Source organism: Erythrobacter sp. (assembly GCF_024305245.1).
Lineage (GTDB): Bacteria > Pseudomonadota > Alphaproteobacteria > Sphingomonadales > Sphingomonadaceae > Erythrobacter.
In genome coordinates this window covers 92,132-115,301 of sequence record NZ_JAMWYX010000010.1, presented here as the reverse complement: position 1 = coordinate 115,301, position 23,170 = coordinate 92,132, and the positions used below count along the sequence as shown (strand labels likewise).

30 protein-coding genes are annotated in these 23,170 nt (G+C 65.3%); 14 read left to right on the top strand and 16 right to left on the bottom strand.

Going from position 1 to position 23,170, the window contains the following annotated elements:
- Positions 1-14: 14 nt before the first annotated feature.
- The 3 genes from Q0L48_RS13685 to Q0L48_RS13675 all read right to left on the bottom strand — a co-directional run bounded on the left by Q0L48_RS13685 (position 15) and on the right by Q0L48_RS13675 (position 2,165).
- The gene (locus tag Q0L48_RS13685) at positions 15-527 is read right to left on the bottom strand and encodes a hypothetical protein (RefSeq protein ID WP_296721849.1); all 513 of its coding nucleotides are present in this window, start codon (positions 525-527) and stop codon (positions 15-17) included.
- Between the two features lie 185 nt (positions 528-712).
- Positions 713-1,708, bottom strand: coding sequence for a sulfur carrier protein ThiS (gene thiS / locus Q0L48_RS13680; RefSeq protein WP_296721848.1), 996 nt, complete (start codon positions 1,706-1,708; stop codon positions 713-715).
- A 55-nt stretch (positions 1,709-1,763) separates the two neighbouring features.
- Positions 1,764-2,165, bottom strand: a complete 402-nt coding sequence (locus Q0L48_RS13675) for a MerC domain-containing protein (protein ID WP_296721846.1) — start codon at positions 2,163-2,165, stop codon at positions 1,764-1,766.
- A gap of 129 nt (positions 2,166-2,294) precedes the next feature.
- On the opposite strand from Q0L48_RS13675, the gene Q0L48_RS13670 reads away from it, so the two are divergent.
- The 5 genes from Q0L48_RS13670 (at position 2,295) to rpsI (ending at position 5,687) form a co-directional block, all read left to right on the top strand.
- A complete protein-coding gene (locus Q0L48_RS13670) occupies positions 2,295-3,380 on the top strand; it encodes a COX15/CtaA family protein (protein ID WP_296721845.1) in 1,086 nt (361 codons plus the stop codon).
- Positions 3,380-3,730, top strand: coding sequence for a divalent cation tolerance protein CutA (gene cutA, locus Q0L48_RS13665; RefSeq protein WP_296721843.1), 351 nt, complete (start codon positions 3,380-3,382; stop codon positions 3,728-3,730). Before Q0L48_RS13670 ends, cutA begins: the two co-directional genes overlap by 1 nt.
- Positions 3,731-3,765: 35 nt before the next feature.
- On the top strand, positions 3,766-4,500 hold the full coding sequence (locus Q0L48_RS13660) for a hypothetical protein (protein WP_296721842.1): 735 nt from the start codon (positions 3,766-3,768) through the stop codon (positions 4,498-4,500).
- 168 nt (positions 4,501-4,668) lie between these two features.
- Positions 4,669-5,148 (top strand): 50S ribosomal protein L13, encoded by a 480-nt coding sequence (gene rplM / locus Q0L48_RS13655; protein ID WP_296721840.1) that lies wholly within the window; start codon positions 4,669-4,671, stop codon positions 5,146-5,148.
- Positions 5,148-5,687: a 30S ribosomal protein S9 gene (rpsI, locus tag Q0L48_RS13650; RefSeq protein ID WP_296721838.1), complete on the top strand. Its 540-nt coding sequence runs from the start codon at positions 5,148-5,150 to the stop codon at positions 5,685-5,687. Before rplM ends, rpsI begins: the two co-directional genes overlap by 1 nt.
- A gap of 77 nt (positions 5,688-5,764) precedes the next feature.
- Here the strand turns inward: rpsI and Q0L48_RS13645 are convergent, their stop codons facing one another.
- The 4 genes from Q0L48_RS13645 to Q0L48_RS13630 all read right to left on the bottom strand — a co-directional run bounded on the left by Q0L48_RS13645 (position 5,765) and on the right by Q0L48_RS13630 (position 8,149).
- Positions 5,765-5,962 (bottom strand): hypothetical protein, encoded by a 198-nt coding sequence (locus Q0L48_RS13645; protein WP_296721836.1) that lies wholly within the window; start codon positions 5,960-5,962, stop codon positions 5,765-5,767.
- A 170-nt stretch (positions 5,963-6,132) separates the two neighbouring features.
- Positions 6,133-6,993 carry a metallophosphoesterase gene (locus Q0L48_RS13640; protein WP_296721834.1) on the bottom strand — a complete coding sequence of 287 codons (861 nt, stop codon included), beginning with the start codon at positions 6,991-6,993 and terminating at the stop codon, positions 6,133-6,135.
- Positions 6,983-7,843, bottom strand: a complete 861-nt coding sequence (locus tag Q0L48_RS13635) for a diacylglycerol kinase family protein (RefSeq protein ID WP_296721831.1) — start codon at positions 7,841-7,843, stop codon at positions 6,983-6,985. The genes Q0L48_RS13640 and Q0L48_RS13635 overlap by 11 nt, the downstream gene beginning before the upstream one ends.
- 33 nt (positions 7,844-7,876) lie before the next feature.
- On the bottom strand, positions 7,877-8,149 hold the full coding sequence (locus Q0L48_RS13630) for a hypothetical protein (protein ID WP_296721829.1): 273 nt from the start codon (positions 8,147-8,149) through the stop codon (positions 7,877-7,879).
- Between the two features lie 228 nt (positions 8,150-8,377).
- Between Q0L48_RS13630 and Q0L48_RS13625 the strand changes: the two genes are divergently transcribed.
- A complete protein-coding gene (locus Q0L48_RS13625; RefSeq protein ID WP_296721827.1) occupies positions 8,378-8,698 on the top strand; it encodes a UrcA family protein in 321 nt (106 codons plus the stop codon).
- Between the two features lie 136 nt (positions 8,699-8,834).
- Here Q0L48_RS13625 and Q0L48_RS13620 read toward each other — a convergent pair whose 3' ends face one another.
- The 3 genes from Q0L48_RS13620 to fumC form a co-directional block, all read right to left on the bottom strand.
- Positions 8,835-9,590: a LytTR family DNA-binding domain-containing protein gene (locus Q0L48_RS13620; protein WP_296721825.1), complete on the bottom strand. Its 756-nt coding sequence runs from the start codon at positions 9,588-9,590 to the stop codon at positions 8,835-8,837.
- Complete coding sequence (locus tag Q0L48_RS13615; protein WP_296721901.1) at positions 9,583-10,782, bottom strand: sensor histidine kinase; 1,200 nt, start codon at positions 10,780-10,782, stop codon at positions 9,583-9,585. Before Q0L48_RS13615 ends, Q0L48_RS13620 begins: the two co-directional genes overlap by 8 nt.
- A gap of 214 nt (positions 10,783-10,996) precedes the next feature.
- Positions 10,997-12,403 carry a class II fumarate hydratase gene (gene fumC, locus Q0L48_RS13610; RefSeq protein WP_296721899.1) on the bottom strand — a complete coding sequence of 469 codons (1,407 nt, stop codon included), beginning with the start codon at positions 12,401-12,403 and terminating at the stop codon, positions 10,997-10,999.
- Positions 12,404-12,618: 215 nt separating this feature from the next.
- Between fumC and Q0L48_RS13605 the strand changes: the two genes are divergently transcribed.
- Genes Q0L48_RS13605 through Q0L48_RS13585 form a run of 5 tightly spaced genes read left to right on the top strand, consistent with a single transcriptional unit; the run spans position 12,619 to position 17,913 of the window.
- Positions 12,619-13,230: a protein-L-isoaspartate O-methyltransferase gene (locus Q0L48_RS13605; protein ID WP_296721824.1), complete on the top strand. Its 612-nt coding sequence runs from the start codon at positions 12,619-12,621 to the stop codon at positions 13,228-13,230.
- 5 nt (positions 13,231-13,235) lie between these two features.
- The gene (locus Q0L48_RS13600) at positions 13,236-14,699 is read left to right on the top strand and encodes a TolC family outer membrane protein (protein WP_296721897.1); all 1,464 of its coding nucleotides are present in this window, start codon (positions 13,236-13,238) and stop codon (positions 14,697-14,699) included.
- Between the two features lie 47 nt (positions 14,700-14,746).
- Positions 14,747-15,274 carry a DUF2497 domain-containing protein gene (locus Q0L48_RS13595; RefSeq protein ID WP_296721822.1) on the top strand — a complete coding sequence of 176 codons (528 nt, stop codon included), beginning with the start codon at positions 14,747-14,749 and terminating at the stop codon, positions 15,272-15,274.
- Positions 15,275-15,313: 39 nt separating this feature from the next.
- Complete coding sequence (locus tag Q0L48_RS13590) at positions 15,314-17,503, top strand: S9 family peptidase (RefSeq protein ID WP_296721820.1); 2,190 nt, start codon at positions 15,314-15,316, stop codon at positions 17,501-17,503.
- Positions 17,500-17,913 carry a (2Fe-2S) ferredoxin domain-containing protein gene (locus Q0L48_RS13585; RefSeq protein ID WP_296721819.1) on the top strand — a complete coding sequence of 138 codons (414 nt, stop codon included), beginning with the start codon at positions 17,500-17,502 and terminating at the stop codon, positions 17,911-17,913. Before Q0L48_RS13590 ends, Q0L48_RS13585 begins: the two co-directional genes overlap by 4 nt.
- On the opposite strand, the gene Q0L48_RS13580 is transcribed toward Q0L48_RS13585, so the two are convergent.
- The gene (locus Q0L48_RS13580) at positions 17,910-18,221 is read right to left on the bottom strand and encodes a hypothetical protein (RefSeq protein ID WP_296721817.1); all 312 of its coding nucleotides are present in this window, start codon (positions 18,219-18,221) and stop codon (positions 17,910-17,912) included. The genes Q0L48_RS13585 and Q0L48_RS13580 overlap by 4 nt on opposite strands.
- Before the next feature lie 145 nt (positions 18,222-18,366).
- Here Q0L48_RS13580 and Q0L48_RS13575 point away from each other — a divergent pair, with 145 nt between their 5' ends.
- The 3 genes from Q0L48_RS13575 to xth all read left to right on the top strand — a co-directional run bounded on the left by Q0L48_RS13575 (position 18,367) and on the right by xth (position 20,080).
- Positions 18,367-18,798, top strand: a complete 432-nt coding sequence (locus tag Q0L48_RS13575) for a CBS domain-containing protein (RefSeq protein WP_296721815.1) — start codon at positions 18,367-18,369, stop codon at positions 18,796-18,798.
- A gap of 40 nt (positions 18,799-18,838) precedes the next feature.
- Positions 18,839-19,171: an iron-sulfur cluster insertion protein ErpA gene (gene erpA / locus Q0L48_RS13570; RefSeq protein ID WP_296721813.1), complete on the top strand. Its 333-nt coding sequence runs from the start codon at positions 18,839-18,841 to the stop codon at positions 19,169-19,171.
- Positions 19,172-19,285: 114 nt separating this feature from the next.
- Positions 19,286-20,080 carry an exodeoxyribonuclease III gene (xth, locus tag Q0L48_RS13565; protein ID WP_296721811.1) on the top strand — a complete coding sequence of 265 codons (795 nt, stop codon included), beginning with the start codon at positions 19,286-19,288 and terminating at the stop codon, positions 20,078-20,080.
- Between the two features lie 167 nt (positions 20,081-20,247).
- Here the strand turns inward: xth and Q0L48_RS13560 are convergent, their stop codons facing one another.
- The 5 genes from Q0L48_RS13560 to raiA all read right to left on the bottom strand — a co-directional run bounded on the left by Q0L48_RS13560 (position 20,248) and on the right by raiA (position 23,118).
- A complete protein-coding gene (locus Q0L48_RS13560; RefSeq protein ID WP_296721810.1) occupies positions 20,248-20,904 on the bottom strand; it encodes a cell wall hydrolase in 657 nt (218 codons plus the stop codon).
- Between the two features lie 192 nt (positions 20,905-21,096).
- Positions 21,097-21,438, bottom strand: a complete 342-nt coding sequence (locus tag Q0L48_RS13555) for a DUF1491 family protein (protein ID WP_296721808.1) — start codon at positions 21,436-21,438, stop codon at positions 21,097-21,099.
- Positions 21,435-21,911, bottom strand: coding sequence for a PaaI family thioesterase (locus tag Q0L48_RS13550; RefSeq protein WP_296721806.1), 477 nt, complete (start codon positions 21,909-21,911; stop codon positions 21,435-21,437). The genes Q0L48_RS13555 and Q0L48_RS13550 overlap by 4 nt, the downstream gene beginning before the upstream one ends.
- Positions 21,912-21,929: 18 nt before the next feature.
- On the bottom strand, positions 21,930-22,391 hold the full coding sequence (locus Q0L48_RS13545; protein ID WP_296721805.1) for a PTS sugar transporter subunit IIA: 462 nt from the start codon (positions 22,389-22,391) through the stop codon (positions 21,930-21,932).
- 154 nt (positions 22,392-22,545) lie between these two features.
- On the bottom strand, positions 22,546-23,118 hold the full coding sequence (raiA, locus tag Q0L48_RS13540) for a ribosome-associated translation inhibitor RaiA (protein WP_296721803.1): 573 nt from the start codon (positions 23,116-23,118) through the stop codon (positions 22,546-22,548).
- Positions 23,119-23,170 lie beyond the last annotated feature (52 nt).

Sequence of the window (23,170 nt, the reverse complement as noted above, 5' to 3'; positions counted from 1 at the left end):
AGCGCCCCTCCCGCTCATGCCGCTTCGAAATCGTCGACATACTCGGGATAGAACCCCGGCTCGCGCTGCGACCAGCCCGGCGCGGTGGCGGCGGCTTCACTCAGCGATTGCAGCAGCAGCTTGCGGCGTTCGGGGCGGATGGCGGGGAGCGCGCTCGCGGCGCAGAAGGCGGCGGGCAGATAGGGCCGCGCCGCTGCGCCGAGCAGGCGTTCATACAGGAAGCGGAACGCCGAAAAGCACTCCAGCCGCTCCTGTTCGAGATCGAAAGCGGCGATGCGCACCAGCTTGCCGAGGAAGCGTTCGACTTCGTTCGGGGTGCCTTCGGCCGGGATCAGCGCGCGCAGCGCCTTCAAATCCTGATAGGCGACATATTGGCGGCGGATCGCGACGTTCTCCGCCTCGCCGCGGCCCCAGCGCCGGAACGCATCGGTGCGGGCAAGGCCGATATCGAGGCTGCGCTTGATGTAGCGCTGTTCGCACGGGGCGAAGCCTGCAAATTCGCGCATCTCGGCAATCGGCGTCATCATGGCGTGCCTCCTTCGGACAAGGAGAGGTGTCGCACGGCATGGTTAATTTAGCGTTAGGTGGGGTTTCTTGTTGTCCGCAGCCCGTCCGGGCTGCGAAATCCTCGCTCCCTCCGGTCGCTGCGGGCGGCCGGTCGGCCTTGCGGCTCACTGCGTGAGCCGTTTCACCGCCACGCGCGCGGTTGGGCTTAGATCAATCCCGCCAGCGGACTGCTGGGGTCCGCATACATCCGCCGCGCCATGCGGCCTGCCAGATACGCCTCGCGTCCGGCTTCGACCGCCAGCTTCATGGCGCGGGCCATGCGGATCGGGTCTTTCGCTTCGGCGATGGCGGTGTTCATCAGAATACCATCACACCCCAGCTCCATGCCCACCGCCGCATCGGACGCAGTGCCGACGCCCGCATCGACCAGCACCGGCACTTTCGCGCCTTCCACGATCAGGCGGATCATCACCCGGTTCTGGATGCCGAGGCCGGAGCCGATCGGCGCGCCCAGCGGCATGATCGCGACCGCGCCTGCGTCTTCCAGCTGCTTGGCTGCAATCGGATCATCGGCGCAATAGACCATCGGCAGGAAGCCTTCCTTGGCCAGCACTTCGGTCGCCTTCAGCGTTTCGCGCATGTCGGGGTACAGCGTGCGCGCCTCGCCCAGCACCTCCAGCTTGACCAGATCCCAGCCGCCAGCCTCGCGCGCCAGCCGCAGCGTGCGCACCGCGTCCTCGCCGGTGAAGCAACCCGCAGTGTTGGGCAGGTAGGTGATCTTTTTGGGGTCGATATAGTCGGTCAGCATCGGCGCCTTGGGATCGCTGACGTTCACCCGGCGCACCGCGACGGTAACGATCTCCGCACCCGAAGCCGCAACGGCCGCCGCGTTCTGTTCGAAGTTCTTGTACTTGCCGGTGCCGACGATCAGCCGCGAAGTGAAGGTGCGGCCCGCGACCGTCCAGGTGTCCGCCGCATGATCGCCCCCATGATCGCCGCCGCCGACAAAATGGACGATCTCCAGCGTGTCGCCATCGGCCAGCGATGCTTCACCCAGAGTCGAGCGCGGCACGATTTCGCCATTGCGCTCGACCGCGACTTTCTCGGGCGAAAGTTCCAGCTCGCGCACCAGATCGGCGATGGTGGCGGCGTGGGTGCGGCGGGTGTCCCCGTTGAGGGTGATGGTCTTGGGATCGCTCATGGCGCGAGACATAGGCTCTCGCCGCGAGGGTGCAACCATCAGAATGACGGGGCTTTCAGCGCAAGGCGCGCAGGTTCAGGTAGTGCGCCGCAGAAACCAGCGTAACCCCGAGCAAGGTCAGCACAAATTCGTTGGTTCCGTGCGGCACGATCAGCGCCCAGAACATGAAGCCGAGCCCCGCCATCGCCACGGCGAAAGGGAACGCGCGGCGGTGGCGCACCAGCCCCCAGCCGATCGCTGCCGCGGCCACGACCAGCGCCAGCGCGAGGCCGATACGGTGGATGTTCTCTTCCAGCAGGAAATGCCCGCCGACCCCCAGCGCCGAAACGACCAGCAGCGTGGCCATGCAATGCAGCGCGCACAGACCCGCCAACCCGATCCCGAGGTGATCTAGGCGCCGACGCAGGCTGGGGCGCAGCGATGTCTGATTCGCGGCAGGCACGGGGGACTGGGTCATCACGATCCATCCTTTATGTGATATTGTTACATTGTGCAAGCGCGGCCGCCGGGATTGCGCCGATCGCACTTGCGCTTGCGCCGAACGGGCTTGCACTCGCCGCCGCTCCGGCACATGGAATGCGCCGTCATGGCCACGTCCGCCTCAGTCTCCAGTCATTTCGCTGTCGCCCCGCGCGGCAAGGCGCGTCCGCTGGCGCTGGCCCGTTGGCTCATGGTCGTCGCGGCGATGGTGGTCGTCATCGTACTGGTGGGCGGGATCACCCGGCTGACCGAAAGCGGGCTGTCGATCACCGAATGGAACGTCGTCACCGGCATCCTGCCGCCATTGACCGAAGCGGCCTGGGCTGCCGAATTCGCCAAGTATCGCGCGACCGCCGAGTACCGGTTCGAAAGCGGCCCGGCGGGAATGGATCTGGCGGCCTTCAAGTTCATCTTCTTCTGGGAATGGTTTCATCGCATTCTGGGCCGGTTGATCGGGCTCGCGTTCCTGCTGCCGTTGATCGTGTTCGCGGTGCGCCGCGCGATTCCGGCGGGCTATGGCTGGCGGCTGGCGGCGATGTTCGGGCTGATCCTCGGGCAGGGGGCGCTGGGTTGGTACATGGTTTCCTCCGGCGTGGGGCAGACCGATCTTACCGATGTCAGCCATTTCCGCCTGTCGGCACATCTGCTGACAGCGCTGCTCCTGCTTGGCGGTCTGGTATGGACGGCGCGCGATCTCGGGCGGCTCGCTCGTGATCCCGCTGCGCGCCCGGCGCCGCTGACGGCTGGCTCGGCGCTGGTCGCTGGGGTGCTGTTCATCCAGCTGCTGCTCGGCGCGTGGGTGGCGGGGTTGAATGCCGGTCACGCCGCCTATGACTGGCCGCTGATGAACGGACAGCTGATTCCGCAGGTGGACTGGTCTGGCGGCGTGCTGTGGACGCTCACCCATGATCCGTTCCTGCTGCAATTCCTGCACCGCTGGTGGGCCTGGATCGCGGTCGCCGCGCTGGTGTGGCTGGCGCGGCGGGTGCGCAAGGCCGATCGCTTTGCTTCGGTGGCGGTGCACACCGCGTTCGGCACGATGGTGCTGCTCGGCATTGCCACGGTGATGAGCGAAGTGTCGCTATGGATCGCCGCCGCGCACCAGCTGGTCGGCGCGCTGACAGTGGCGGCGACAGTATGGGCGATGCACAGCGACGGCGTGATTCGCCAGAACGCGCGGGCCGCGAACTGATGACGCGCGCAGAGGATGGTGCGGCGCTGATCTGGTGCCCCTTCCCCGATCGCGACAGCGCCCGCGCAGTTGCCGGACAGATGCTCGACCACGGCCACATTGCCTGCGCGAACATCATCGCCGCAATCGAATCCGTGTTTCTGTGGCAAGGCGAACGCGAGACCGGCACGGAAACCGGCGTATTGTTCAAGACCACCGCCGCGCGCCTGACAATCGCGGTCGAGCAGTTGGGCAAGTTGCACCCCTATGATACACCCGCTATCATCGGTTGGCACTGCGACGCTGCACATCCGGCGACCGGGGCATGGCTGGCGGCTGCGCTTGGCGGCGGGGCGCAGGCGAAAGACTGAAGCGGCGACAAGGTCGTAAACGGGGGGAATATCAAATGGCCGGGAGCACCCGCCGAACGCTGTTGGCCGGCTTGATCGGGGCGGGCATGGCGGGCAGCCTTGCCGCTATCGCGCGCCCGTTGGTAGCGGCTGATACCGCGCTGGCGCTGTCCGAAGGGCCGATGCTGCTCGAACGCGAATTGGTGCGCGAATTGTCGGACGGCGCGGCGATTACCGTCCGGCGCGGATGGGAAATCGGCTTTGCCCGGCAAGCGCGCGGAATTCTCGTTTCCGGCGCGCAGGTTTCCGCCAGCGTCGATGCACCGCCGAACCTTGCCCAACTCGCCGCCATCGAACAGCGGCGCAGCACGCAAGGGATGTTCCCGATCCTGCTGTCGGAAACGGGCCTGATCCTAGCCTCGGGCCCGGCCCCCACCGCGCCGGCCGACCTTTCGGCGGCTCTTCGTTCTGCCGAGGCGGTGATTGCACGGCTGACCCGGTCCGGGCCGCGGCGCGACAGCCTGATGCGCTATCTGGCGGAGGTCCACCGCGCCGGATCGAGCGAGTTCGAGATAATGCCCGCAGATCTGTTCTTCCCCGCTGCCACGCCGGTGCGGCAGGTGGAGGCCATTGCGCTGCCCGATGGCATAGCGGGCGAATTCGCGCTGCTGTGGGAGGCGCGCGCCGCGCCGGATGCGCGCTGGCTGGCCGAAGGCGAGCGTCAGGTCATCACCCGGATCGACGGGCTGGAACGCCGCTCACGCGAGCTTTGGAAGTTGCGCCGCGCCTGACCGGATTGGCATACGGTATTATTTTACCTCTCGTGTGACCCGCGCTTTTGCTTGACTTTCGGGGGGCGAAACGACAATTGCGCGCTCACTTGCCCTCTGGCCGACTGGCTGGCGGGGCGATTCTCCGGCAGGCGGCCGGATAATGTTTCGAACCAAGGATACACAGCCATGAAGGCGCTCAGCAAGCAGACCCGGTCGATCAAACCGGCCGAGGTCGAAAAGAACTGGCACATCATCGATGCCGATGGCCTCGTCGTCGGCCGTCTGGCCGCGATCGTCGCCAGCATCCTGCGCGGCAAGCACAAGCCGAGCTTCACGCCGCATGTTGATTGCGGCGATCATGTCATCATCATCAACGCCGAAAAGGTGCAGTTCACCGGCAAGAAGATGGGCGACAAGGTCTATTACAAGCACACCGGCCACCCCGGCGGCATCAAGGAAACCACCCCGGCCAAGGTGCTGGCGGGCAAGTTTCCCGAGCGCGTGCTCGAAAAGGCCGTGGAACGCATGATTCCGCGCGGCCCGCTGGGTCGCCAGCAGATGAAGGCGCTGCACCTCTACGTCGGCACCGAGCATCCGCATGACGGCCAGCAGCCGCAGGTGCTCGACGTTGCTTCCATGAACCGCAAGAACAAGGTCACCGCATAATGACCCCGGAAAATACTGGCGAGAACACTGGCGAAACCACCACCGTGACCGATCTCGCCGATCTCAAGGACATCGCCGGCGATGCACCGCAGGGTGATGCCGTCGAAATGGCCCGCGTTTCCGCTCCGCTGCGCCAGCAGGAGCTGGACAAGCAGGGCCGCGCCTATGCCACCGGCCGCCGCAAGGATGCGGTTGCCCGCGTGTGGGTGAAGCCCGGCACCGGCAAGATCACCATCAACGGCAGGGACCAGGAAACCTATCTTGCCCGCCCGACCCTGCGTCTGGTCATCAACCAGCCCTTCACCATCACCGATCGCAACGGCCAGTATGATGTCGTCGCCACAGTGCGCGGCGGCGGGCTTTCGGGTCAGGCCGGCGCGATCAAGCACGGCATTGCCCAGGCACTGAGCAAGTACGAGCCGGAACTGCGCAGCACCGTCAAGGCGGCAGGCTTCCTGACCCGCGACAGCCGCGTGGTCGAGCGCAAGAAGTACGGCAAGGCCAAGGCCCGCCGCAGCTTCCAGTTCTCGAAGCGCTAAGACTCGATCCTTTACGGATACCGAAAGGGCGGCCCCGCAAGGGTGCCGCCTTTTTTGTTGTCCTGCGCCGCCAGATTTCAGCGCTGCAGCAGCATCAGCCCCCAGGCAAGGCCGCTGCCCGACAGGAACACCGGCCACGACCAGTAGACCTTGGCATCGGCTATCGCGACCATGTGGATGGCCAGCGGCCCGGCGCTGGTGCCCTGCGACCCGATCACCAATCCGATCGCCGCAGACATCAGCGCACCGAATATGAATGCCTTCAACATCTCCATCACGAACCTCCGGCACAATCCAGAACGGCAAGGGTAAGACCAAGGCAGCACCGCCGGATCGCCTGCGCGCGACTCCGCGGTCTGCCTGCGCAGTTTCACTTAGAAAATCTTAACGCCGATACTCGGGAAAAGGTTAAGCCGGGGGGGCCGCAGGTTACGAAGCGCGCGCGTCAGTGCACCGGCGGATCGACCGGCGGAACGCGTCCGGCCGGTGCGACGGGATCGCCCGGACCACGCGGCGGAAGCGCGTTCTCCGGCACATCGGCGATCATCATGTCAGGGGTCGGCAGATGTTCGAGGTTGCGCGCCTCGACCTCGAGCCGGGTCCCGTCCCAGCGCAACTCGTTGAAGCTCGGCGGGGTCGAACGGATGCGCTGCGACAGCGTACCCGCGCCGATCATGCGCACCGCCCCCTCGGCGGTCGGCTCGGCGATATCGAAAGCGTCGTGGACATGGCCCGACAACACCCCCAGCACCTGCCGCTGCGCCAGTTCGCGCAAGGCGCGCTCACCGTGACGGGTCAGCGCGGTACCTTGCGTGCCGACCTCGCGCAGCGGGTGATGCACCGCCACCAGCGCGCGCGTGCCTTGCGGAAGCCGGTCGAGCGCAGCAAGGCAGCGATCGAGCGCGGGCTGCGTCACCCATCCTTTCGACCAGTTGAAGCGCGGCTGCCAGCGCCGCACCGTCTTGAGCGGAACGATCGCCAGCCCCGGCAGATCGATCTCGCGCTCGATCAGCGCCTGCATCCCCTCGAACCGGCGATAGGGCGCGAAGAAGCGCTCGATCAGGTTGAAATAGGGCATGTCGTGATTGCCGATGCTGATCGTCACCGGCACATCGAGCGCGGTAATCCAGCGCGTTGCGGCGGCGAATTCATGGGTTCGCGCGCGCATCGTGTGATCGCCGGTAATCACCACCGCATCGGGCCGCCGCGCGGCGATTTCGCGCCGCACCCATTCGAGCGCTTCGCGGTCCTCCAGGCCGAAATGGATATCGGAGAGGTGGAACAGGACGAGCCGGTCAGAGGTCATGCGCGCTCGCCAGCAGATCCACCGCGCACGGCTCGACAGTGAAGCGGAACGGAGAGGGGCATTCGGCCGGCTCCCCGTCGATCAGACAGGCGAGCGGGCTGCCATCGATGCTGGACAGCACCAGCGCTTCGACCATCCCCAGCCGGTCGTGCGGGCCTTCGCGGAACCTGCGCCGCAGCAATGCCCAAGCCTGCCCGGCGTAATCGAGCGGGTCCTCCGCATAATAGCCGTCGATCTGGATGCCGTGTTCGCCCGGCGTCAGTTCGATCAGGGGATAGCCGTCCTCGCGTGCCATGCCGCTCTCGGGCACGAGCACATAAGGCGCCGTGGCGGTATGCCGGATCGCCTCGATCGTTTCCGCCGCCATGTCGGCCAGCGCGAAGTCGCGCATCGATTCGCGCACCCGGTTCCACTGCGTGCCCGGCCCCACCAGCAATCCTGCCAGCGCCAGCCGGCCATCGCAGCGCACACAGGCGGGGCGACATCTGCGCGCGCCGCCGCCCGCAACGATGTCGAAGATATCGTCCATGTCGAGCGACCGGTGCAGTCGCTTCGCCAGCAGGTTCATCGTTCCGCCCGGCAGCACCAGCACCGCGCCGCCCCATCCGGCGAGCCCATTGATCAGGGCGTTGACCGTGCCGTCGCCCGCATAGACGACCACCATCGCGATTGCGGCTGCATCCAGCGCCGCCGGGGTCGGCAGGGGCTGATCGGGGAAAGTGATCGTGCGGCTGACCGACCACCCGCGCTTTTGCAGCGCGGCGGCGAGCGTCTCTGCCGAAGCCGCCTCGTTGCTCCCGCTGGCCGGGTTGACGACGAGCCAGCAGGCCGAATCCGGTTTCCGATTCATGTGAAGCGCCAATTCCTCTACCGTTCCGCGGCACTATACCCGCCTCGTGAGGATCAGCCATGCAGCCACTGCGCTGAACGCGGTATAACCTGCATAAGCCCAGGCAAATCCCGGCCAGCCCCTGACCGACAGCAGCAGCGCAAAGAACAGCACTGCGAATTCGGTGACCAGTGAAGCGCGGCGGCCCAGCTCGCGGCTCGACCGCGGCAGGCGCGCCATCAGCGGATGGCCGCTTTCGAACACCGCCCGGTTCATTGCGAAGTTGGCGACGCCCAGCACAAAGATCACGATTGTCGCCAGTCCCATCCCCGCCACTATGCAGATGCGCCGGTCGGATGGAAACCGCCATTTGTCGGGGATGGCGAACCGTCCATCCGGATACCGCCGCGCCGGTCGAGCAAACGCAACGGGTTGATCGAGTCTCGCGCGATGGCGGCGGCGAATCGGCCTATTCCTCAATTCGGCAGAGGGCCTGGCACCCCCCGGATCGGCACCCCCGTCCGATCACAGGCTGGCTGCCTTTGGAGGATGACTATGAAAAACCTGACGAAAACATTCGCAATTGCAGCCGCCACTTTGGGCCTCGTCGGCACCGCCGCCCCGGCCTTTGCCAGCGGCGCAACCACCATGTCGCTGACGATCGAAACCAGCGACATCAATCTCGCCACGCCGTCCGGTCAGAAGCTGCTCGACCAGCGGATCGAGAAAGCCGCGCGCACGGTGTGCCGCACCACCGATCTCAAGACCGGCACGCGCGTGATGAACCGCGAAGCGCGCGCCTGTCTGGCCAAGGCCCGCGTCGATGCGCGCCAGCAGGTCGCGACCATCATGGAAAATCGCCAGCGCGGCGGCTGAACCGCGCAGCCTGACGCTGCCCCACCCCGCAGTGCAGCGATGCGGCCCGAACCCTCATAGTCCCTGGGGTTCGGGTCGCTTTTTTTGGTTGGCAGGGCATTTGTGTGGCGCAGCTCGCATCAGCGAACCCGAAAAACTACCTTCCGGCCATCGCCTTGACCCGGGCGAGGTAGGTGCGCCCGATCCGCAGCGCCTCGCCGTTCTGCAATTCCACCGACCACACGCCGAGGCCGTCGTGCCGCAGCCCGCGAATATTGTCGCGCCGCAGGATGGTGGAGCGGTGAATGCGGATGAACTGTTCGGGATCGAGCCGCGCTTCCAGCCCGGCGATGGTCTGCAGCAGCAGATATGATCGCTCCGCATCGGCCCCGCCGACATGCAGCCGCACGTAATCGCGCTCGGCATCGATCTGGTGCACTTCGCTCACCGCGATGCGCAGCAGTTCTGACCGGTGCGGCACCCACAATTCGTCGAGATAGCGGCTGGTTTTCTGGCGCCGCTGGCCGCGCCGCGCCAGTGCACGTTCGATCGCGCGTTCCAGCCGGTCGGCAGCGACCGGCTTCAGGACATAATCGACCGCATCGCAATCGAACGCCTCGACCGCGAAATGATCATGCGCGGTGACGAAGATCACCACCGGTGCCTGTTCCTGCTCGGCCAGCTTTCGCGCGACGCCCAGCCCGTCCAGTTCGGGCATGGTCATGTCGAGCAGCACCAGATCGGGTTCGAGCTTTTCGGCCAGCCGCAGTGCGGCGGCCCCGTCGCTCGCCGTGCCGATCACCCGCACATTGGGGATTTCGGCGCAGATCACCTGCACGCGTTCCACCGCGAGCGGTTCGTCATCGACGATCAGGGTGCGCAGGGCGGTCGGTTCGATGTCGTTATCAGTCATGGCGGGTCGCAAACCGGGTCAGGGGGATACGGATTTCGGTGCGATATCCGCCCGGAACAGGGGCGGAGGTAAAGCCGATATCGGGGCCGAAGCGCGCCTCCAGCCGGTCACGCACATTGGCGAGGCCAATGCCGAAGCCGTGGCTGGCGCCCTGCGGCACGCCGGGGCCATCATCACTGACGGTCAATACCAGCCGATCGAATTCCTCGCGCGCGGCGAGCGTCACGGTCACTGTGCGTGCGACGGGCGAGATCGCGTATTTGACCGAATTTTCGACCAGCGGCTGCAGGATCATGCCCGGCACCCGCGCTTCCTCGAGATCTTCCGGAAGATCGAACACGCAGACCAGCCGCTTGGGAAAGCGCACCGCCTCGATATCGAGATACAGCTTTTGCAGGTCGAATTCGTCTTTCAGCGCGACATCGGCGGTGGGTTCGTTCGCTAGGCTGTGACGATAGAACCGGCTCATCGTCTGGATCATCTTCTCGGTCCGGTCGGCCTTGCCAGTCATCACCAGGGCAGAGAGCGAATTCAGCGTGTTGAACAGGAAATGCGGGTTCACCTGATAGCGCAGGGATCGCAATTCGGCGGCCTTGGCGGCAGAGCGGAACTGTTCCTCGCGGCGCTGTGAGGCGCGCGCCTGCACGCCTGCCAGCAGCGCGAAATAGGTCGATGCCCAGGCGAGCAGCAGGAAATAGCGCCCCAGCGCCACGTCGAGCAGCTTGCGCCAGAAATCGGCATAGGTTTCCGCGCCGGCGATGATCACGCTTTCGGACCCGACCACATCGTCATCGTCGTCGACAGCGCCGCCGGGCACGCCCGGAACCGCCGGGCCGACCCGCCGCACCGGCACGTCGACCAGCAGATTGCCCGCTTCGTCGCGGCGCAGGTTGAGGTTGTATTTCTCGGCATAGGCCTGCTGGTAGGCGGCCTCCATGTCCTTGAAGACAAGGTAATTTACCTGTCCGATCGCAAGCGCCACGGGCAGCGCAAGCAGGCACGAGGCGGAAATCTTGATCCACAGCGATTTGGCATCGAACAGGCGCAGCAGCAGCCACAACACGATCGTCATCGTGACGCCCATCGCCGTCACCGCAAGGCGGCGCCAGGCCAGTTCGAACTGGAGATCGAATTCCATCACCATGCTGCGCAGCGTGGTGAGCGCGAAATAGGTCGCCCACAGCACCAGCATGGAAACCAGCACCGTGCGGAACGGCACAGTCACATCAGCCCCGGACGTGGGCACCTCGGTTTTTCGATCATTCGCCATGTTGCGCGTCAGCGATAACGCCCTGCCCGCACGAATCCTAGCGGGCAGGGCGCTTGTCGTCGGGCAGGGTGGGGCCTTGGTCGAAAGATGAACGGCTGTTCAGGCGCGCGCCTTACGCGCAGCCTTACGCGCAGCCTTATGCTCGGGGCTTGATCATGTCGGCGGGCACCACCCACTGCGCGAATTGTTCCTCGGTCAGCAGGCCGAGTTCCAGCGCGGCTTCCTTCAGGGTCATCCCTTCGGCATGCGCCTTCTTGGCGATCTTGGCGGCGTTGTCGTACCCGATATGCGGATTGAGCGCGGTCACCAGCATCAGGCTTTCGTTGAGCAGCTGGTTGATCCGGCCTTCGTTGGCTTCGATCCCGACCACACAATTATCGGTGAAGGCATGGCTCGCATCGCCGATCAGCTTGATCGACTGCAGCACGTTGTAGATCATCACCGGCTTGAACACGTTGAGCTCAAGATGCCCGTGCGTGCCCGCAACCGTCACCGTCATGTGATTGCCGATCACCTGCGCGCAGACCATCGTCATCGCTTCGCACTGGGTCGGGTTGACCTTGCCCGGCATGATCGAGGAGCCGGGCTCGTTGGCGGGCAGGCTGAGTTCGCCCAGCCCGCTGCGGGGGCCGGAGCCGAGCAGGCGGATATCATTGGCGATCTTCATCAGGCTGACCGCGAGCACGTTCAATGCGCCCGAGATCTCCACCATCGCATCATGCGCGGCGAGGGCTTCGAACTTGTTGGGCGCGGTGACGAAGGCGTGGCCGGTTTCGGCAGCCACTTGCGCGGCGAATTCTTCTGCAAATCCGACCTTGGAATTGATCCCGGTGCCCACGGCAGTACCGCCCTGCGCCAGCTCGAGGACGCGCGGCAGCGTCGCTTCGACGCGGGCGATGCCGTATTCGATCTGCTTGGCATAGCCGGAGAATTCCTGCCCCAAGGTCATCGGGGTAGCGTCCTGCAAGTGGGTGCGGCCGATCTTGACGATTGCACCGAATTCCTGCGCCTTGGCATCGAGCGCGCCGTGCAGCTTTGTCAGCGCGGGAATCAGATTGGCAATCGCCTCATGCGCGGCGGCGATGTGCATTCCGGTGGGGAAGGTGTCGTTCGACGATTGCCCCATGTTGCAATGATCGTTGGGATGAACCGGATCCTTGCCGCCTTTGTTGCCGGTGAGAATCTCGTTGGCGCGGCTGGCGATCACTTCATTGGCGTTCATGTTCGACTGGGTGCCGGAACCCGTCTGCCACACCACCAGCGGGAACTGGTCCGCAAGGCTTCCGTCGATCACTTCGCGCGCGGCCTGCACGATCGCTTCGCCCAGCTTGGCATCGAGCACACCCAGCTTCATGTTGGCCTTGGCGGCGGACAGCTTCTGGATACCCAGCGCGCGCACCAGCGCAGGCGGCATTTTCTCGCCGCCGATGGGGAAGTTGACGATGCTGCGCTGCGTCTGCGCGCCCCAATGAACATGCGCGGGAACCGCCACTTCGCCCAGCGAATCCGTTTCGATCCGCACGTTGTCGCCATTGGTCGTCATGTCACTCATCGAAGCCATCCCTGCATAAGTCGAATACAATGTCGCTTGATTGCGCGCTCCCCTAAGCACCGGTGAGCCATGAGGTCAAAGCCCGAAATCGAACGCCGCCAACAGTCGGTCGCAAAGGGCGCAAAGGCCTTGGAACCCGCTTCACGCACGTCTAAGGAAGGTTTGACTAACTGTATTACTCCTCTAATACAGCGTCCGGAGCAAGCATGACCGATCTGACCATGACCAGTGAACCCCGCAATGACACGCAGCCCGCGCGCCGGGCCATGATCGACAGCCAGCTGCGCACCAGCGGCGTGAACGAGGAATATGTGCTGGCGCGCATGATCGCCGTCCCGCGCGAGGATTTCCTGCCGGCCGAAAAGGCGTCGCTCGCCTATATCGACCGGGCGGTTTCGCTCGGCGCAAACGGCCACCTCGCCGCGCCGCTGTTCTACGGCAAGCTGCTGATGGAAGCCGCGCCCGCGCGCACCGACCGTGTGCTGGTGGTCGAAGGCGGCACCGGCTACCTCGCCGAATTGCTGCGCCCGCTGGTGGCCGACCTGACCACTGTCAGCGCGGCCGATGCGGTTACAGGCGCAGGTGATGCGGAATATTCGCTGATCATGATCGATGGCGCGATCGAGCAGCTGCCCGAAGCGCTGGTCGCACGGCTGGCAGATAACGGCCGGGTCGTTGCGGGCCTCGTGCTGCGGCAGGTGACGCGGCTGGCTTCGGGCCGCAAGGTTGTGGGCAAGGTCGCGCTGCAACCGCTCGAGGATATGGGCATCCCGGTGCTCCACGCCTTCGACGCGCCCAAGGGCTGGACGTTCGGGTGACGCGCATTCCCGCCCTGCTGCGGTTGGCCGGTTCGGCCAGCCTGCTGACGCTGACTGCGCTCGCCGCTCCGGCGCAGGCGGATACGCTGCGCGAGGCGCTGGCGGCGGCCTATGTCGAAAACCCCTCGCTCGAAGCCGCGCGCGCCAACCAGCGCGCGACCGACGAGAACGTGGCGATCCAGCGGGCGCCGGGCTTGCCCAGCCTCAATACGACCGCAACCTACATCGAGTTCGTTCGGCAATCGGCCAATGCTTTTACCGCCCCGGAACGCAACCTCGGCGTCGCCACGCAATTCCTGGTGCCGATCTATTCGGGCGGTGCCGTCCGCAATTCCATCCGCGCCGCCAAGGAACGGGTCGCCGCCGGACAGGCCGACCTGCGCAACACCGAAAGCGCGCTCTTCAGCCAGGTCGTCGCCGCCTATATGGACGTGCTGCGCACCGAGGCGCTGGTGGCGCTGGCGGATAACAACGTCGCCGTGCTGCGCACCAATCTGGAGGCCACCAGCGACCGGTTCCAGATCGGCGACCTTACCATCACCGATGTCGCCCAGTCACGCTCGCGACTCGCGGTGGCCGAAGGCGATCAGCAACAGGCGATGGCGACCCTGATCGCCGCGCGCGAGACCTATATCCGGCTGGTCGGCAACGCGCCGGGCGAACTCGCGCCGCCGCCGCCGCTTCCCGGCCTGCCCGATACGGTCGGCACCGCGATCGTTACCGCGCTGGAAAACAACCCCAACCTGATCGCCGCCAAGGAACGCGCCGATGCAGCGGGCTTCGACACCAAGGTTGCGGGAGCCGGCCGGTTGCCTCAGCTCTCCGCCTTCACGAACGCCGACTACAGCAACTTTTTCGGCACGCTCGGCGGGTTTGGGCAAGGCCTTGTCCAGGCCGAGGTGACAGGAAACGCCGGTGTCCGCCTTACCATCCCCATTTTTCAGGGTGGCCTGCCCGCCGCCCGCCAGCGGCAGGCCGGTGCGCGTGAAAGCGCGGCGCTCGAAGACGTGATCGCCGCCGAACGTCAGGTGATCGCCGAAACCCGCTCGACCTATTCCAACTGGCAGGCGGCCAATGCGGTCATCCGCAGCACGCAGGCCGCCGTCGAAGCCGCCGAACTCAGCCTTGAAGGCGTGCGGGCCGAAAATTCGATCGGGAACCGCCAGATCCTCGACGTGCTCAATGCCGAACAGGAACTGGTCAACGCGCGCGCGCAATTGGTGACGGCGCGCCGCAACGCCTATGTCGCCGGGTTCAACCTGCTGGCGCTGATGGGCAAGGCCGAGGCGCGCGACCTCGATCTCGACACCGGCGGCCCGTTATATGATCCGACGATCAATTACGAACGGGTGCGCGACAGGATCTGGGACTGGGATCGCGACCCCGCGGCCGCAGCGAAATCGACCAGCACCGTTGACATTCCCGCCCCTGACGCAACAATCGGGCCGCAATTGCTTCCGGGCGAATGAATCTGTCCCGATTCGGGAACGGTCGGGTAGCGTAACAAGGGCAGGACATGGGGCACGACAGCGAAGCGTCGGTCGAGGAAATCCTCGAATCGATCAAGAAAGTCATCGCGCGCGATAATCGCGCCGTGGCCATGGAACAGCGTCGCCGCCGCGAAACCGCCTCGGATGATGCCGAGAGCGCGGCGACACCGCAGTCCGAGGCGCCGAACCAGCATCAGGTGCGCGACGCGGACATGGTCGGGGACGAAGTGCTCGATCTGGCCGACATGGAATGCCTGCCCGAAGGCGAAAACAGCGCGCTGCCGCTGGGCATTGGCGCGCCAGCATCGGACGATACCCCGTTGATCGCCGATGCCGTGCGCAGCGCGATGCAGGATAATCTCGCCGCGCTGGCGATGCTGGCCGAACCGGGCGTGAAACCGCAGATCGTCCGCTCGGGCGAAACCTCGCTCGAAGGGCTGACCCGCGAATTGCTGCGCCCGATGCTGGCCGAATGGCTGGAGGCAAAGCTGCCCGCGATGGTCGAAAAGCTGGTGCAGGCGGAAATCGCCCGGATCGTCGGCAAGCGGCCGTAACACTGGCGCACATCCGCGCGGCAGGCTACTCTTGCAGCCATGCGTAATGTTACAGCTTTCGGCGCCCTGATTCCGGTCACACTCGCCGCCGCCCTTTTCTCCGCCCCGCTCGCCGCACAGGAACCGCCGGAAAGCGCGGCGACCGCAACCGCGACCATTCCCGGCCTTGCCACCCCGGCGATGACCGCGCGCGATCTTGTCACCATGCCGCGCCTCGGCGCGCCGGCGGTGAACGGCGCGGGCACGCTGGCGGTTTACAGCGTGACCACCACCGATCCGGACACGCTGGTGCGCAGCACCGCGCATTACCTGCTCGACCTGACACAGCCCGGTGCAGCGCCGGTGGCGCTCGATTTCGGGCTGAAGGCTTCTGCGGTCGCCTTCGGCGCCGGCGGAGCGCTCTATTTCCTCAGCAGCGACCATCCCGCTGCCGATGCCGAAGCGCGCAGCCGCGTTTGGCGGGTAAGCCTCGGCAGCAATGGACGGGTCGGAACGCCCGAACTGGTGGCCGACACCCCCGGCACCGGCATCGACGGGTTCAAACTGGCACCGACCGGCAATGCCATCGCGCTATGGGGCGCTGCCCCGCGCGATTGCCCGCAATTCGCGTGCCCCGATGCCACCCCTGCACACCTGCCGGGGCCGGGCACCGGGCGGCTGTATGACGGCGCGGACGGGTTCTACCGTCACTGGGACCAGTGGGAAACGCCCGGCACCTATAACCGCGTGTTCGTGTTCCCGATCGAAGACGGGCAAGCGGTGGGCGAGGGCGTGCCGGTCGACGGCACCGATCCCGCCACCGGGCTGACCGGCGACACCCCGACCATGCCGTTCGGCGGGGGAGAGGACATCGTCTGGTCGCCCGATGGCCAGCAGGTCTACTTCGTCGCGCGCAAAGCTGACGGCGAGGAGCCGACCTCGACCAATCTCGATGTTTACGTTTCCGACCTTTCGGGCGGCGCGCCCACCAATCTCACCGCGAACAATGCCGCCACCGACACTGCGCCCGCCGTGTCGCCCGATGGCCGCTATCTTGCATGGTTGGCGATGGAGCGCCCGACCTACGAAGCCGATCGGCTGATGGTGCAATTGCGTGATCTGGCGACCGGAACCACCCGCGCGCTGACCGCCGATACCGATCTCAGCTTCGGCAGTCTGGCATGGAGCGCCGATGGCCAAAGCCTGATCGCCACCGCGCAGGAGGTGCTGGATACCCCTGCCTTCCGCATCGATCCGGCCAGCGGCAAAGTCACCCGGCTCGATCTGATGGCGGGGAACGAGGCGCATATTGCCGGCCTCGCCGCGCTGCCAGGTGGGCGACTGCTGTTCACCCGCGATTCGCTGGGCAATCCGGCGGAGTTGTATCTTGCCGATGCGGGCCAGCAGGGGCGGCCGCTGACCGATGTGGCCACCACCCGAATGGGGCAGATGGCCAATATCATCACCCGCCGCTTCAGCTTTGCCGGGGCGGATGGGGACACGGTGTGGGGCCAGATCACCCGGCTAGCCGATCAGGAAGGGCCGATCCCGGCGGTGCTGTATATCCACGGCGGGCCGCAGGGCAGTTTCAACGATGGCTGGTCAAGCCGTTGGAACCCGCGCGTCGTCGCCAGCCAGGGCTATGCGGTGATCTCGGTCGATTTCCACGGCAGCACCGGATACGGGCAGGCCTTCACCGATGCGATCCGCAACGACTGGGGCGGAAAGCCGCTGGAAGACCTGCAAAAAGGCCTCGCCGCGGCGCTCACACTCGACACACAGATCGACGGGGACCGCGCCTGCGCGATGGGGGCGAGCTATGGCGGCTACATGATCAACTGGATCGCAGGGCGCTGGCCCGAACGGTTCGATTGCCTTGTCCAGCATGACGGGTTGTTCGACCTGCGCAGCTTCTACTATTCGACGGAAGAATTGTGGTTCCCACGCTGGGATTTCGGCGGCTCCTACACCGAGGCACGCGACACCTACGAACGCTGGAATCCGGCCAATTACGTCGACAATTGGCAGACGCCGATGCTGGTCGTGACCGGCGAGCAGGATTTCCGGGTGCCCTACACCCAGGGCCTGCAAAGCTTCACCGCACTGCAGGAACGCGACATTCCCTCGCAATTGCTGGTGTTTCCCGATGAAAACCACTGGGTGCTGAGCCCGAAGAACTCGCTGCAATGGCATGACACGGTGTTCGCCTGGCTGGATCGCTGGCTGAAGGACGAGGAGGGCGCGCAATGAGCCGCAAGGAACTGCTGTCCGCCCAGACCTCGCTCGGCAAGCATTTCGGCGACCCGGACAAGGGCACCGCAATCCAGCGCCACATCATGCTGTGTTCGGTCTCGGACAAGCAGAAATGCTGCTCGCGCGAGGAAGGCGAGGAGGCGTGGAAATTCCTCAAGACGCGGCTGAAAGAACGCGGACTGGTCGGTCCGCAGCGCGGGGAAGACAGCAAGCGCGGGCCGGGCGGCGGGATCCAGCGCAGCAAGGCCGATTGCCTGCAGATTTGCGCGGCGGGGCCGATCGCGGTCGTGTGGCCGGACGGGGTGTGGTATCATTCGTGCAGCCCGCAAGTGCTTGACCGCATTATCGAGGAACATCTGGTCGGCGGCGTGCCGGTGGAGGATTACCAGCTCAAACCGCCCGCTTAATCATCCTTCGGCGACCAGAACTCGTCGCGGCCCGGAAGGCGGTTGTCGACCGATTCGTCGTGCCCCGTCCCGTTGGACAGGAAGGCGAGGCCCATCAGTCCGCCGCCCAGTAGCATCGTAAAGCTGATGCCGAGCGCAACCGCGATGTAGAAATGCACCGACACCGTGCCGTTGGACGCGAACAGCAGCCCCATCGCCACAGCCACCACCAGCGCGGTCACCGCCAGCAGCAGCTTCATGATCTGGCGATAACGCGCCCAGGCGTGGGCCGCGTTCTTGGGATCGTCGAGCGGGGATTTGCGAGTCATGCCGCACAGATGGCGCGCAGCCGGAGGCAATGCAACGCGCAAAAGCCGCAAGGTTGCCCGCATGCGATGCAAGTCGTGCGACGGGCGGATTCGCTTTTTGACCGCAGACATGGCACCTTCGCACCCTGAGAGAAGGGAGTCGGCCATGAACATCGCCAGCATCATCGCCCAGCGCGGCGCGTCCGACATCATCGCCTGCGACGTTTCGACCCCGGTGGCCGAGGCCGTCCGCATCCTCGCTGCCCGGCGCATCGGCGCGCTGCCGGTGCTGCGCGATGGCGCAGTAGTCGGCATCATTTCGGAACGCGACGTGATCTATTGCCTCGGCGACAAGGGGGCCGCGTGCCTCGATCTGCCGGTCGAACAGATCATGACCTCGCCCGCCGTCACGGTCGAACCTGCAACCTCGATCGACGAGGCGCTGGCCATGATGACCCGCCGCCGGTTCCGGCATTTTCCGGTGGTCGAGGATGGCACGCTGGTCGCCTTCATCTCGATCGGCGATCTGGTGAAGCGCAAGATCGACGAAGTGCAGCACGAGGCCGAGGCGCTGCGCAATTATATCCAGGCGGTGTGAAAGCCTTGAGGTTGTCCTGCGGGTGGCCTATTTTAAACTCATGACCGCACAGACCATGACTTTGACCCCTTCGGCTGCCAAGCGGATCGCACTGATCGCCGAAAAGCAGGCACGCCCGCCGATCCTGCGCCTTTCGGTCGAAGGCGGGGGCTGTTCGGGCTTCCAGTACAAGTTCGACCTCGCCGAAGCGCCCGATGGCGAAGACATGGTCAGCGAAACCGATGGCGTGCAGCTGGTGGTCGACCCGATGAGCCTCGAACTGGTCGGCGGCAGCGTGGTCGATTTCGTCGAATCGCTCGGCGGGGCGGCGTTCAAGGTCGAAAACCCCAATGCGGCGGCCGGCTGCGGCTGCGGGTCGAGCTTCGGGATTTAAGCACACCTACCGTTCGGGCTGAGCTCGTCGAAGCCCTGCACTTCTTGAACTCCACGCGGAAAAAGAAAGTACAGCCCTTCGACAGGCTCAGGGCGAACGGGTAAGGCGAATCCCATGAAAATCGCCACATTCAACATCAACGGGATCAAGGCGCGCCTGCCGCGCCTGCTCGAATGGCTCGCCGAAACGCGGCCCAGCGTCGCCTGCCTCCAGGAAATCAAATCGCAGGACGAAGGCTTCCCCGCCGCCGACATCGAGGCGCTGGGATACAGCGCGATCTGGCACGGGCAGAAAAGCTTCAACGGCGTCGCGATTCTGGTCGACAACGCTGCCGGATACACCCTCACCGAGGTCCAGCGCGGCCTTGGCATTCCCGGTCCGAATGAAGGCGACGCCGAACAGGCGCGCTACCTTGAGGCGGACGTCAGCGGCGTGCGGATCGCCTGCCTGTACCTGCCCAACGGCAACCCGCATCCGGGGCCGAAATTCACCTACAAGCTGGCGTGGATGGAAGCCTTGCGCGCGCGCATGGCGGACATCTGGGCCGCAGAAGTGCCCGCCGTGGTGCTCGGCGATTTCAACGTGATCCCCGAAGATGACGATACGTGGTCGGTAAAGGCGATGCGGGACGATGCGCTGATGCAGCCCGAATCCCGCGCCGCCTATGCCCGGATGCTGGCCGATGGCTGGACCGACGCGCTACGCACCCACAATCCGCGCGGCGGGGTGTGGACCTACTGGGACTATCAGGCAGGCGCATGGCAGCGCGACCACGGCTTCCGCATCGACCACATCCTGCTGTCACCCGAATGCGCCGACCGGCTGGAAGCTTGCGGTGTCGACAAGGATCATCGCGGGCGCGAGAAGGCCAGCGATCATGCGCCGGTTTGGGTACGCCTGAAGGCGTAATCCTCGCCGAGTCTTTGTCGCCCTATCGCTGCGCTCCTTGAGGGCGATTGCCCTTGCGGCGCTACTCCCGTTGGCTGTCTCTGATCGGCGCGAAGCGCCGCAAGCCCAACCGGGCGCCCGCAGCCGCTCGCGCGGCACGCGCGGCACGCGCGAAACAGCGGCGAGGATCAGCGGTAAAAGATATGCGTGTCGATCTGCGCCAGCTTCGTCTTGCGCTGGCTCCAGCCGGGGCGGACGTAATTGGCGTGGAAGAACACCGCGTCGCCCGCTTCGGACTGCCACATGCCCTGATGGGCGATCTGCGCGATCGCCACGGCGCGGCTCCAGGCGGCTGTGCCCGTGCGGACAGCAGGCATGCGGCTGCCGCGCATGAACGAGAACTGCCCCTTCTGCGCCACGACGCTGCAATAGGTGCCGGGGAAGCGATTATCCTCGCTGCGGTTGATGATCACCTGCGCCACCGCCAGCTGGCCTGCCAGCGGCTCGCCGCGGGCTTCGAAATAGACCGCACCGGCAAGGCAGCGCAGATCTTCGTTCATCGGGGCGGAGGTATCGACCATGCCGACGAGTTCGCGGAGCGAACCGGCTTCGGTCAGAACCGGCGCTTCGGGCTGTTCGGGAAGCGGCTGCACCACTTCTTCCGAGATGAACACGGTGGGTTCTGGAACCAGTTCCGCAGCCGGGGCCGGATCGGCCGCACCGGAAAGCGAAAGCGTGTCATCGGCTGCTTGAGCCAGCGCCGCAGCACTGTCAAGGCCGGGCAAAGTCACCGTCGCGGCGGCCACAGCGGCCAGTGCGACGACAGAAAAAGTCTTACGACCCATTTAATCTACTATTCAAGCGGTGAGCGTGCTCCGACGCAGGCGGAATCCCTGTGCGATTATTCGCTGAAAAAAGAGGGGGTTCAAAAAGCCTGCCGGCCGCTCCCCGTCTGCGTGCTGATCGAACGACCGAATTGCCGCTCCGTCAGCCTGCGCCAGGAAGTGGGCGGGCAAATAGCTACGCGCGGATCAGGGTCAAGCAAAACCCGACAATTGGGCGATGAAGCGTTCCGCATCAGCGATATCCACCTCGATCAGCCAGATATCCGGGTCCTGCCGCCGCCGCCGCGCCAGATATTCGGCAAATTCTTGTCTGTTTTCAGGATCTTCGCGCTTTGAAGCAACAAAGCTGCGCGAACCATCGAGCGCGGGCATTCTTTCGTAAAGAACCGAAGGCTCGCCGCGATAGGTCGTTACGATCAGCACAGTCCCGGCATCGCGCTCGCCCTTGGCCAGCACCGTTGCAAAGCCGCCTTGGGTTTCCGCCAGCCGCATGATCGCCCCGGCCTCCAGATGCGCGGGCAGGCGTGCGCTCACGGCCCGGCCGTATAGCCCGGCAGGCCCGACAGCGCGATGTGCGAGCGCATGAAGGTGCCGGTGCCGCGCCCGATCTCCTCGCCCTCCTCGTCAACCAGCCGCGCTTCGGCGACGAACACGCGCCGTCGGCCCGAAACCCAGCGCCCTTCGGCAATCACGGTTCCGGCGCGTACCGGCTTGGTGAAGTGCAGGTTGAAACTGGTGGTGAGCAGGAAACGATCGGTCGCCATCGTGTTCGCGGCATAGAACGCCGCATCGTCGAGCATCTTGAAATAGATCGTCCCGTGCGCCGCGCCCGCTGCGTGATAATCCGCTTCGGTCACAGTAAAAGTCAGGCGCGATCGCCCTTCGCCCGGAATGTGAAGCGTCGAGGCAAACTTGTGGTTCACCGGCGCGGAGGCATAGAGCCGCTCCAGCGCGCGGTAATGTCCGTCGGCCCCGGTGGCGGGGGAATCGTGCTCGTCTGCGGTCATGATCTCAGGCGGTGCGCTTTAGGCAGCATTACGCTCGAACTGGTTGGTGAGGAGGGCATAGACCGCCTCGGCATCGGGGGCGTCGGCCAGCATCTGCAACTTCGCCTCGTCGCGGGCAAGGCGCGAAATCGCGGCGAGCGCGTGCAGGTGGGTTGCCCCGGCGTTCTCGGGCGAAACCAGCCCGCAGATCAGCGTGACAGGCTGCGCGTCGGCAGCGGCGAAATCGAGCTGCTGTTCGAGCCGGATCAGCGCGAGGCTGGGCTTGCGCACATCCTTGCTGCGGCAATGCGGGATCGCCACCCCGCGTCCGAAGCCGGTGCTGCCCAGCGCCTCGCGCGTTTCGAGGTTTTCCAGCACCTCGTTTGCGTCCAGCCCGTAGGTATCGGCCAGCAAGTGCGCGATCGCGTCGAGCGCCTTTGCTTTGCTGTCGATGTGCTCGAACGCAATGGCCTGCGGCGAGAGGGCAAGGTTGACGTCCATTATGGTGCGAATCCCGAAATGAAATGCGTGCGCAGACAATATCCGGTCAGACAGCTGAGCAAGGCTCGTGCCGGACCGGGGCGATGCCCCTCCTGCTGCTGCCGCATACGTCCTGCCTGATCATTTTACCGTTCCCGACGGCCAGGCTTGAACTCTATTTCGGTTCGACCCAACCGATCGAACCATCGGCACGGCGATAAACCATATTATGTCTGCCGGTGCCAGCGTTTTTGAAAAACAGGGCAGGGGTGTGCCGCAGGTCCATCATCATCACCGCGTCGGCCACGCTGGCGGTCGGGATATCCACCCGCGTTTCGGCAATCACCAGCGGGGCGTCGGAGGCGGTATCCGCCTCTTCCTCGTCCTGCTCGGCCACCGCGAAGATGGTGTAGGCGGCTTCTTCCTCGGCGCGCGAATGGTTGGTCTGTTCGTGGCGATCATTCAGGCGGCGCTTGTAGCGGCGCAGCTGCTTGTCGATCTTGGCCACCGCATCGTCGAGCGCGATATGCGCATCGGGCGCGGAGCCCTGGGCCTTGAGGATCAGGCCCTGCATCACGTGGGTGACGATGTCGCAGGTGAACGCCCCGGCGGGCGCCTTGCCGAAGGTGACGTGGCTGGACAGCGCCTTGTCGAAATACTTGTCGACGATCACGCCAAGCCGGTCAGCCGCGTGTTCCTGCAAGGCGCTGCCGGTGTCCATCTGGTGGCCCGAAATCCGAATATCCATGCATTGTCCTCCTTATGGGTTGAGGATCCTGGCGATCCTGACGCGCGCCCAG

Excerpts from the sequence above, each read along its gene's own strand:
- Q0L48_RS13575 (WP_296721815.1), top strand. The coding sequence starts at position 18,367 with ATGAACATCGCCAGCATCATCGCCCAGCGCGGCGCGTCCGACATCATC.
- Q0L48_RS13545 (WP_296721805.1), bottom strand. The coding sequence starts at position 22,391 with ATGGACGTCAACCTTGCCCTCTCGCCGCAGGCCATTGCGTTCGAGCAC.
- Q0L48_RS13560 (WP_296721810.1), bottom strand. The coding sequence starts at position 20,904 with ATGGGTCGTAAGACTTTTTCTGTCGTCGCACTGGCCGCTGTGGCCGCC.
- Q0L48_RS13605 (WP_296721824.1), top strand. The coding sequence starts at position 12,619 with ATGACCGATCTGACCATGACCAGTGAACCCCGCAATGACACGCAGCCC.
- Q0L48_RS13625 (WP_296721827.1), top strand. The coding sequence starts at position 8,378 with ATGAAAAACCTGACGAAAACATTCGCAATTGCAGCCGCCACTTTGGGC.
- Q0L48_RS13670 (WP_296721845.1), top strand. The coding sequence starts at position 2,295 with ATGGCCACGTCCGCCTCAGTCTCCAGTCATTTCGCTGTCGCCCCGCGC.
- Q0L48_RS13630 (WP_296721829.1), bottom strand. The coding sequence starts at position 8,149 with ATGGGACTGGCGACAATCGTGATCTTTGTGCTGGGCGTCGCCAACTTC.
- Q0L48_RS13685 (WP_296721849.1), bottom strand. The coding sequence starts at position 527 with ATGATGACGCCGATTGCCGAGATGCGCGAATTTGCAGGCTTCGCCCCG.
- Q0L48_RS13620 (WP_296721825.1), bottom strand. The coding sequence starts at position 9,590 with ATGACTGATAACGACATCGAACCGACCGCCCTGCGCACCCTGATCGTC.
- Q0L48_RS13585 (WP_296721819.1), top strand. The coding sequence starts at position 17,500 with ATGAGCCGCAAGGAACTGCTGTCCGCCCAGACCTCGCTCGGCAAGCAT.
- Q0L48_RS13635 (WP_296721831.1), bottom strand. The coding sequence starts at position 7,843 with ATGAATCGGAAACCGGATTCGGCCTGCTGGCTCGTCGTCAACCCGGCC.
- erpA (WP_296721813.1), top strand. The coding sequence starts at position 18,839 with ATGACCGCACAGACCATGACTTTGACCCCTTCGGCTGCCAAGCGGATC.
- Q0L48_RS13580 (WP_296721817.1), bottom strand. The coding sequence starts at position 18,221 with ATGACTCGCAAATCCCCGCTCGACGATCCCAAGAACGCGGCCCACGCC.
- raiA (WP_296721803.1), bottom strand. The coding sequence starts at position 23,118 with ATGGATATTCGGATTTCGGGCCACCAGATGGACACCGGCAGCGCCTTG.
- rpsI (WP_296721838.1), top strand. The coding sequence starts at position 5,148 with ATGACCCCGGAAAATACTGGCGAGAACACTGGCGAAACCACCACCGTG.
- Q0L48_RS13645 (WP_296721836.1), bottom strand. The coding sequence starts at position 5,962 with ATGGAGATGTTGAAGGCATTCATATTCGGTGCGCTGATGTCTGCGGCG.
- Q0L48_RS13550 (WP_296721806.1), bottom strand. The coding sequence starts at position 21,911 with ATGACCGCAGACGAGCACGATTCCCCCGCCACCGGGGCCGACGGACAT.
- xth (WP_296721811.1), top strand. The coding sequence starts at position 19,286 with ATGAAAATCGCCACATTCAACATCAACGGGATCAAGGCGCGCCTGCCG.
- rplM (WP_296721840.1), top strand. The coding sequence starts at position 4,669 with ATGAAGGCGCTCAGCAAGCAGACCCGGTCGATCAAACCGGCCGAGGTC.
- Q0L48_RS13595 (WP_296721822.1), top strand. The coding sequence starts at position 14,747 with ATGGGGCACGACAGCGAAGCGTCGGTCGAGGAAATCCTCGAATCGATC.
- Q0L48_RS13590 (WP_296721820.1), top strand. The coding sequence starts at position 15,314 with ATGCGTAATGTTACAGCTTTCGGCGCCCTGATTCCGGTCACACTCGCC.
- Q0L48_RS13660 (WP_296721842.1), top strand. The coding sequence starts at position 3,766 with ATGGCCGGGAGCACCCGCCGAACGCTGTTGGCCGGCTTGATCGGGGCG.
- fumC (WP_296721899.1), bottom strand. The coding sequence starts at position 12,403 with ATGACGACCAATGGCGACAACGTGCGGATCGAAACGGATTCGCTGGGC.
- Q0L48_RS13640 (WP_296721834.1), bottom strand. The coding sequence starts at position 6,993 with ATGACCTCTGACCGGCTCGTCCTGTTCCACCTCTCCGATATCCATTTC.
- cutA (WP_296721843.1), top strand. The coding sequence starts at position 3,380 with ATGACGCGCGCAGAGGATGGTGCGGCGCTGATCTGGTGCCCCTTCCCC.
- Q0L48_RS13675 (WP_296721846.1), bottom strand. The coding sequence starts at position 2,165 with ATGACCCAGTCCCCCGTGCCTGCCGCGAATCAGACATCGCTGCGCCCC.
- Q0L48_RS13615 (WP_296721901.1), bottom strand. The coding sequence starts at position 10,782 with ATGCTGGTGCTGTGGGCGACCTATTTCGCGCTCACCACGCTGCGCAGC.
- thiS (WP_296721848.1), bottom strand. The coding sequence starts at position 1,708 with ATGAGCGATCCCAAGACCATCACCCTCAACGGGGACACCCGCCGCACC.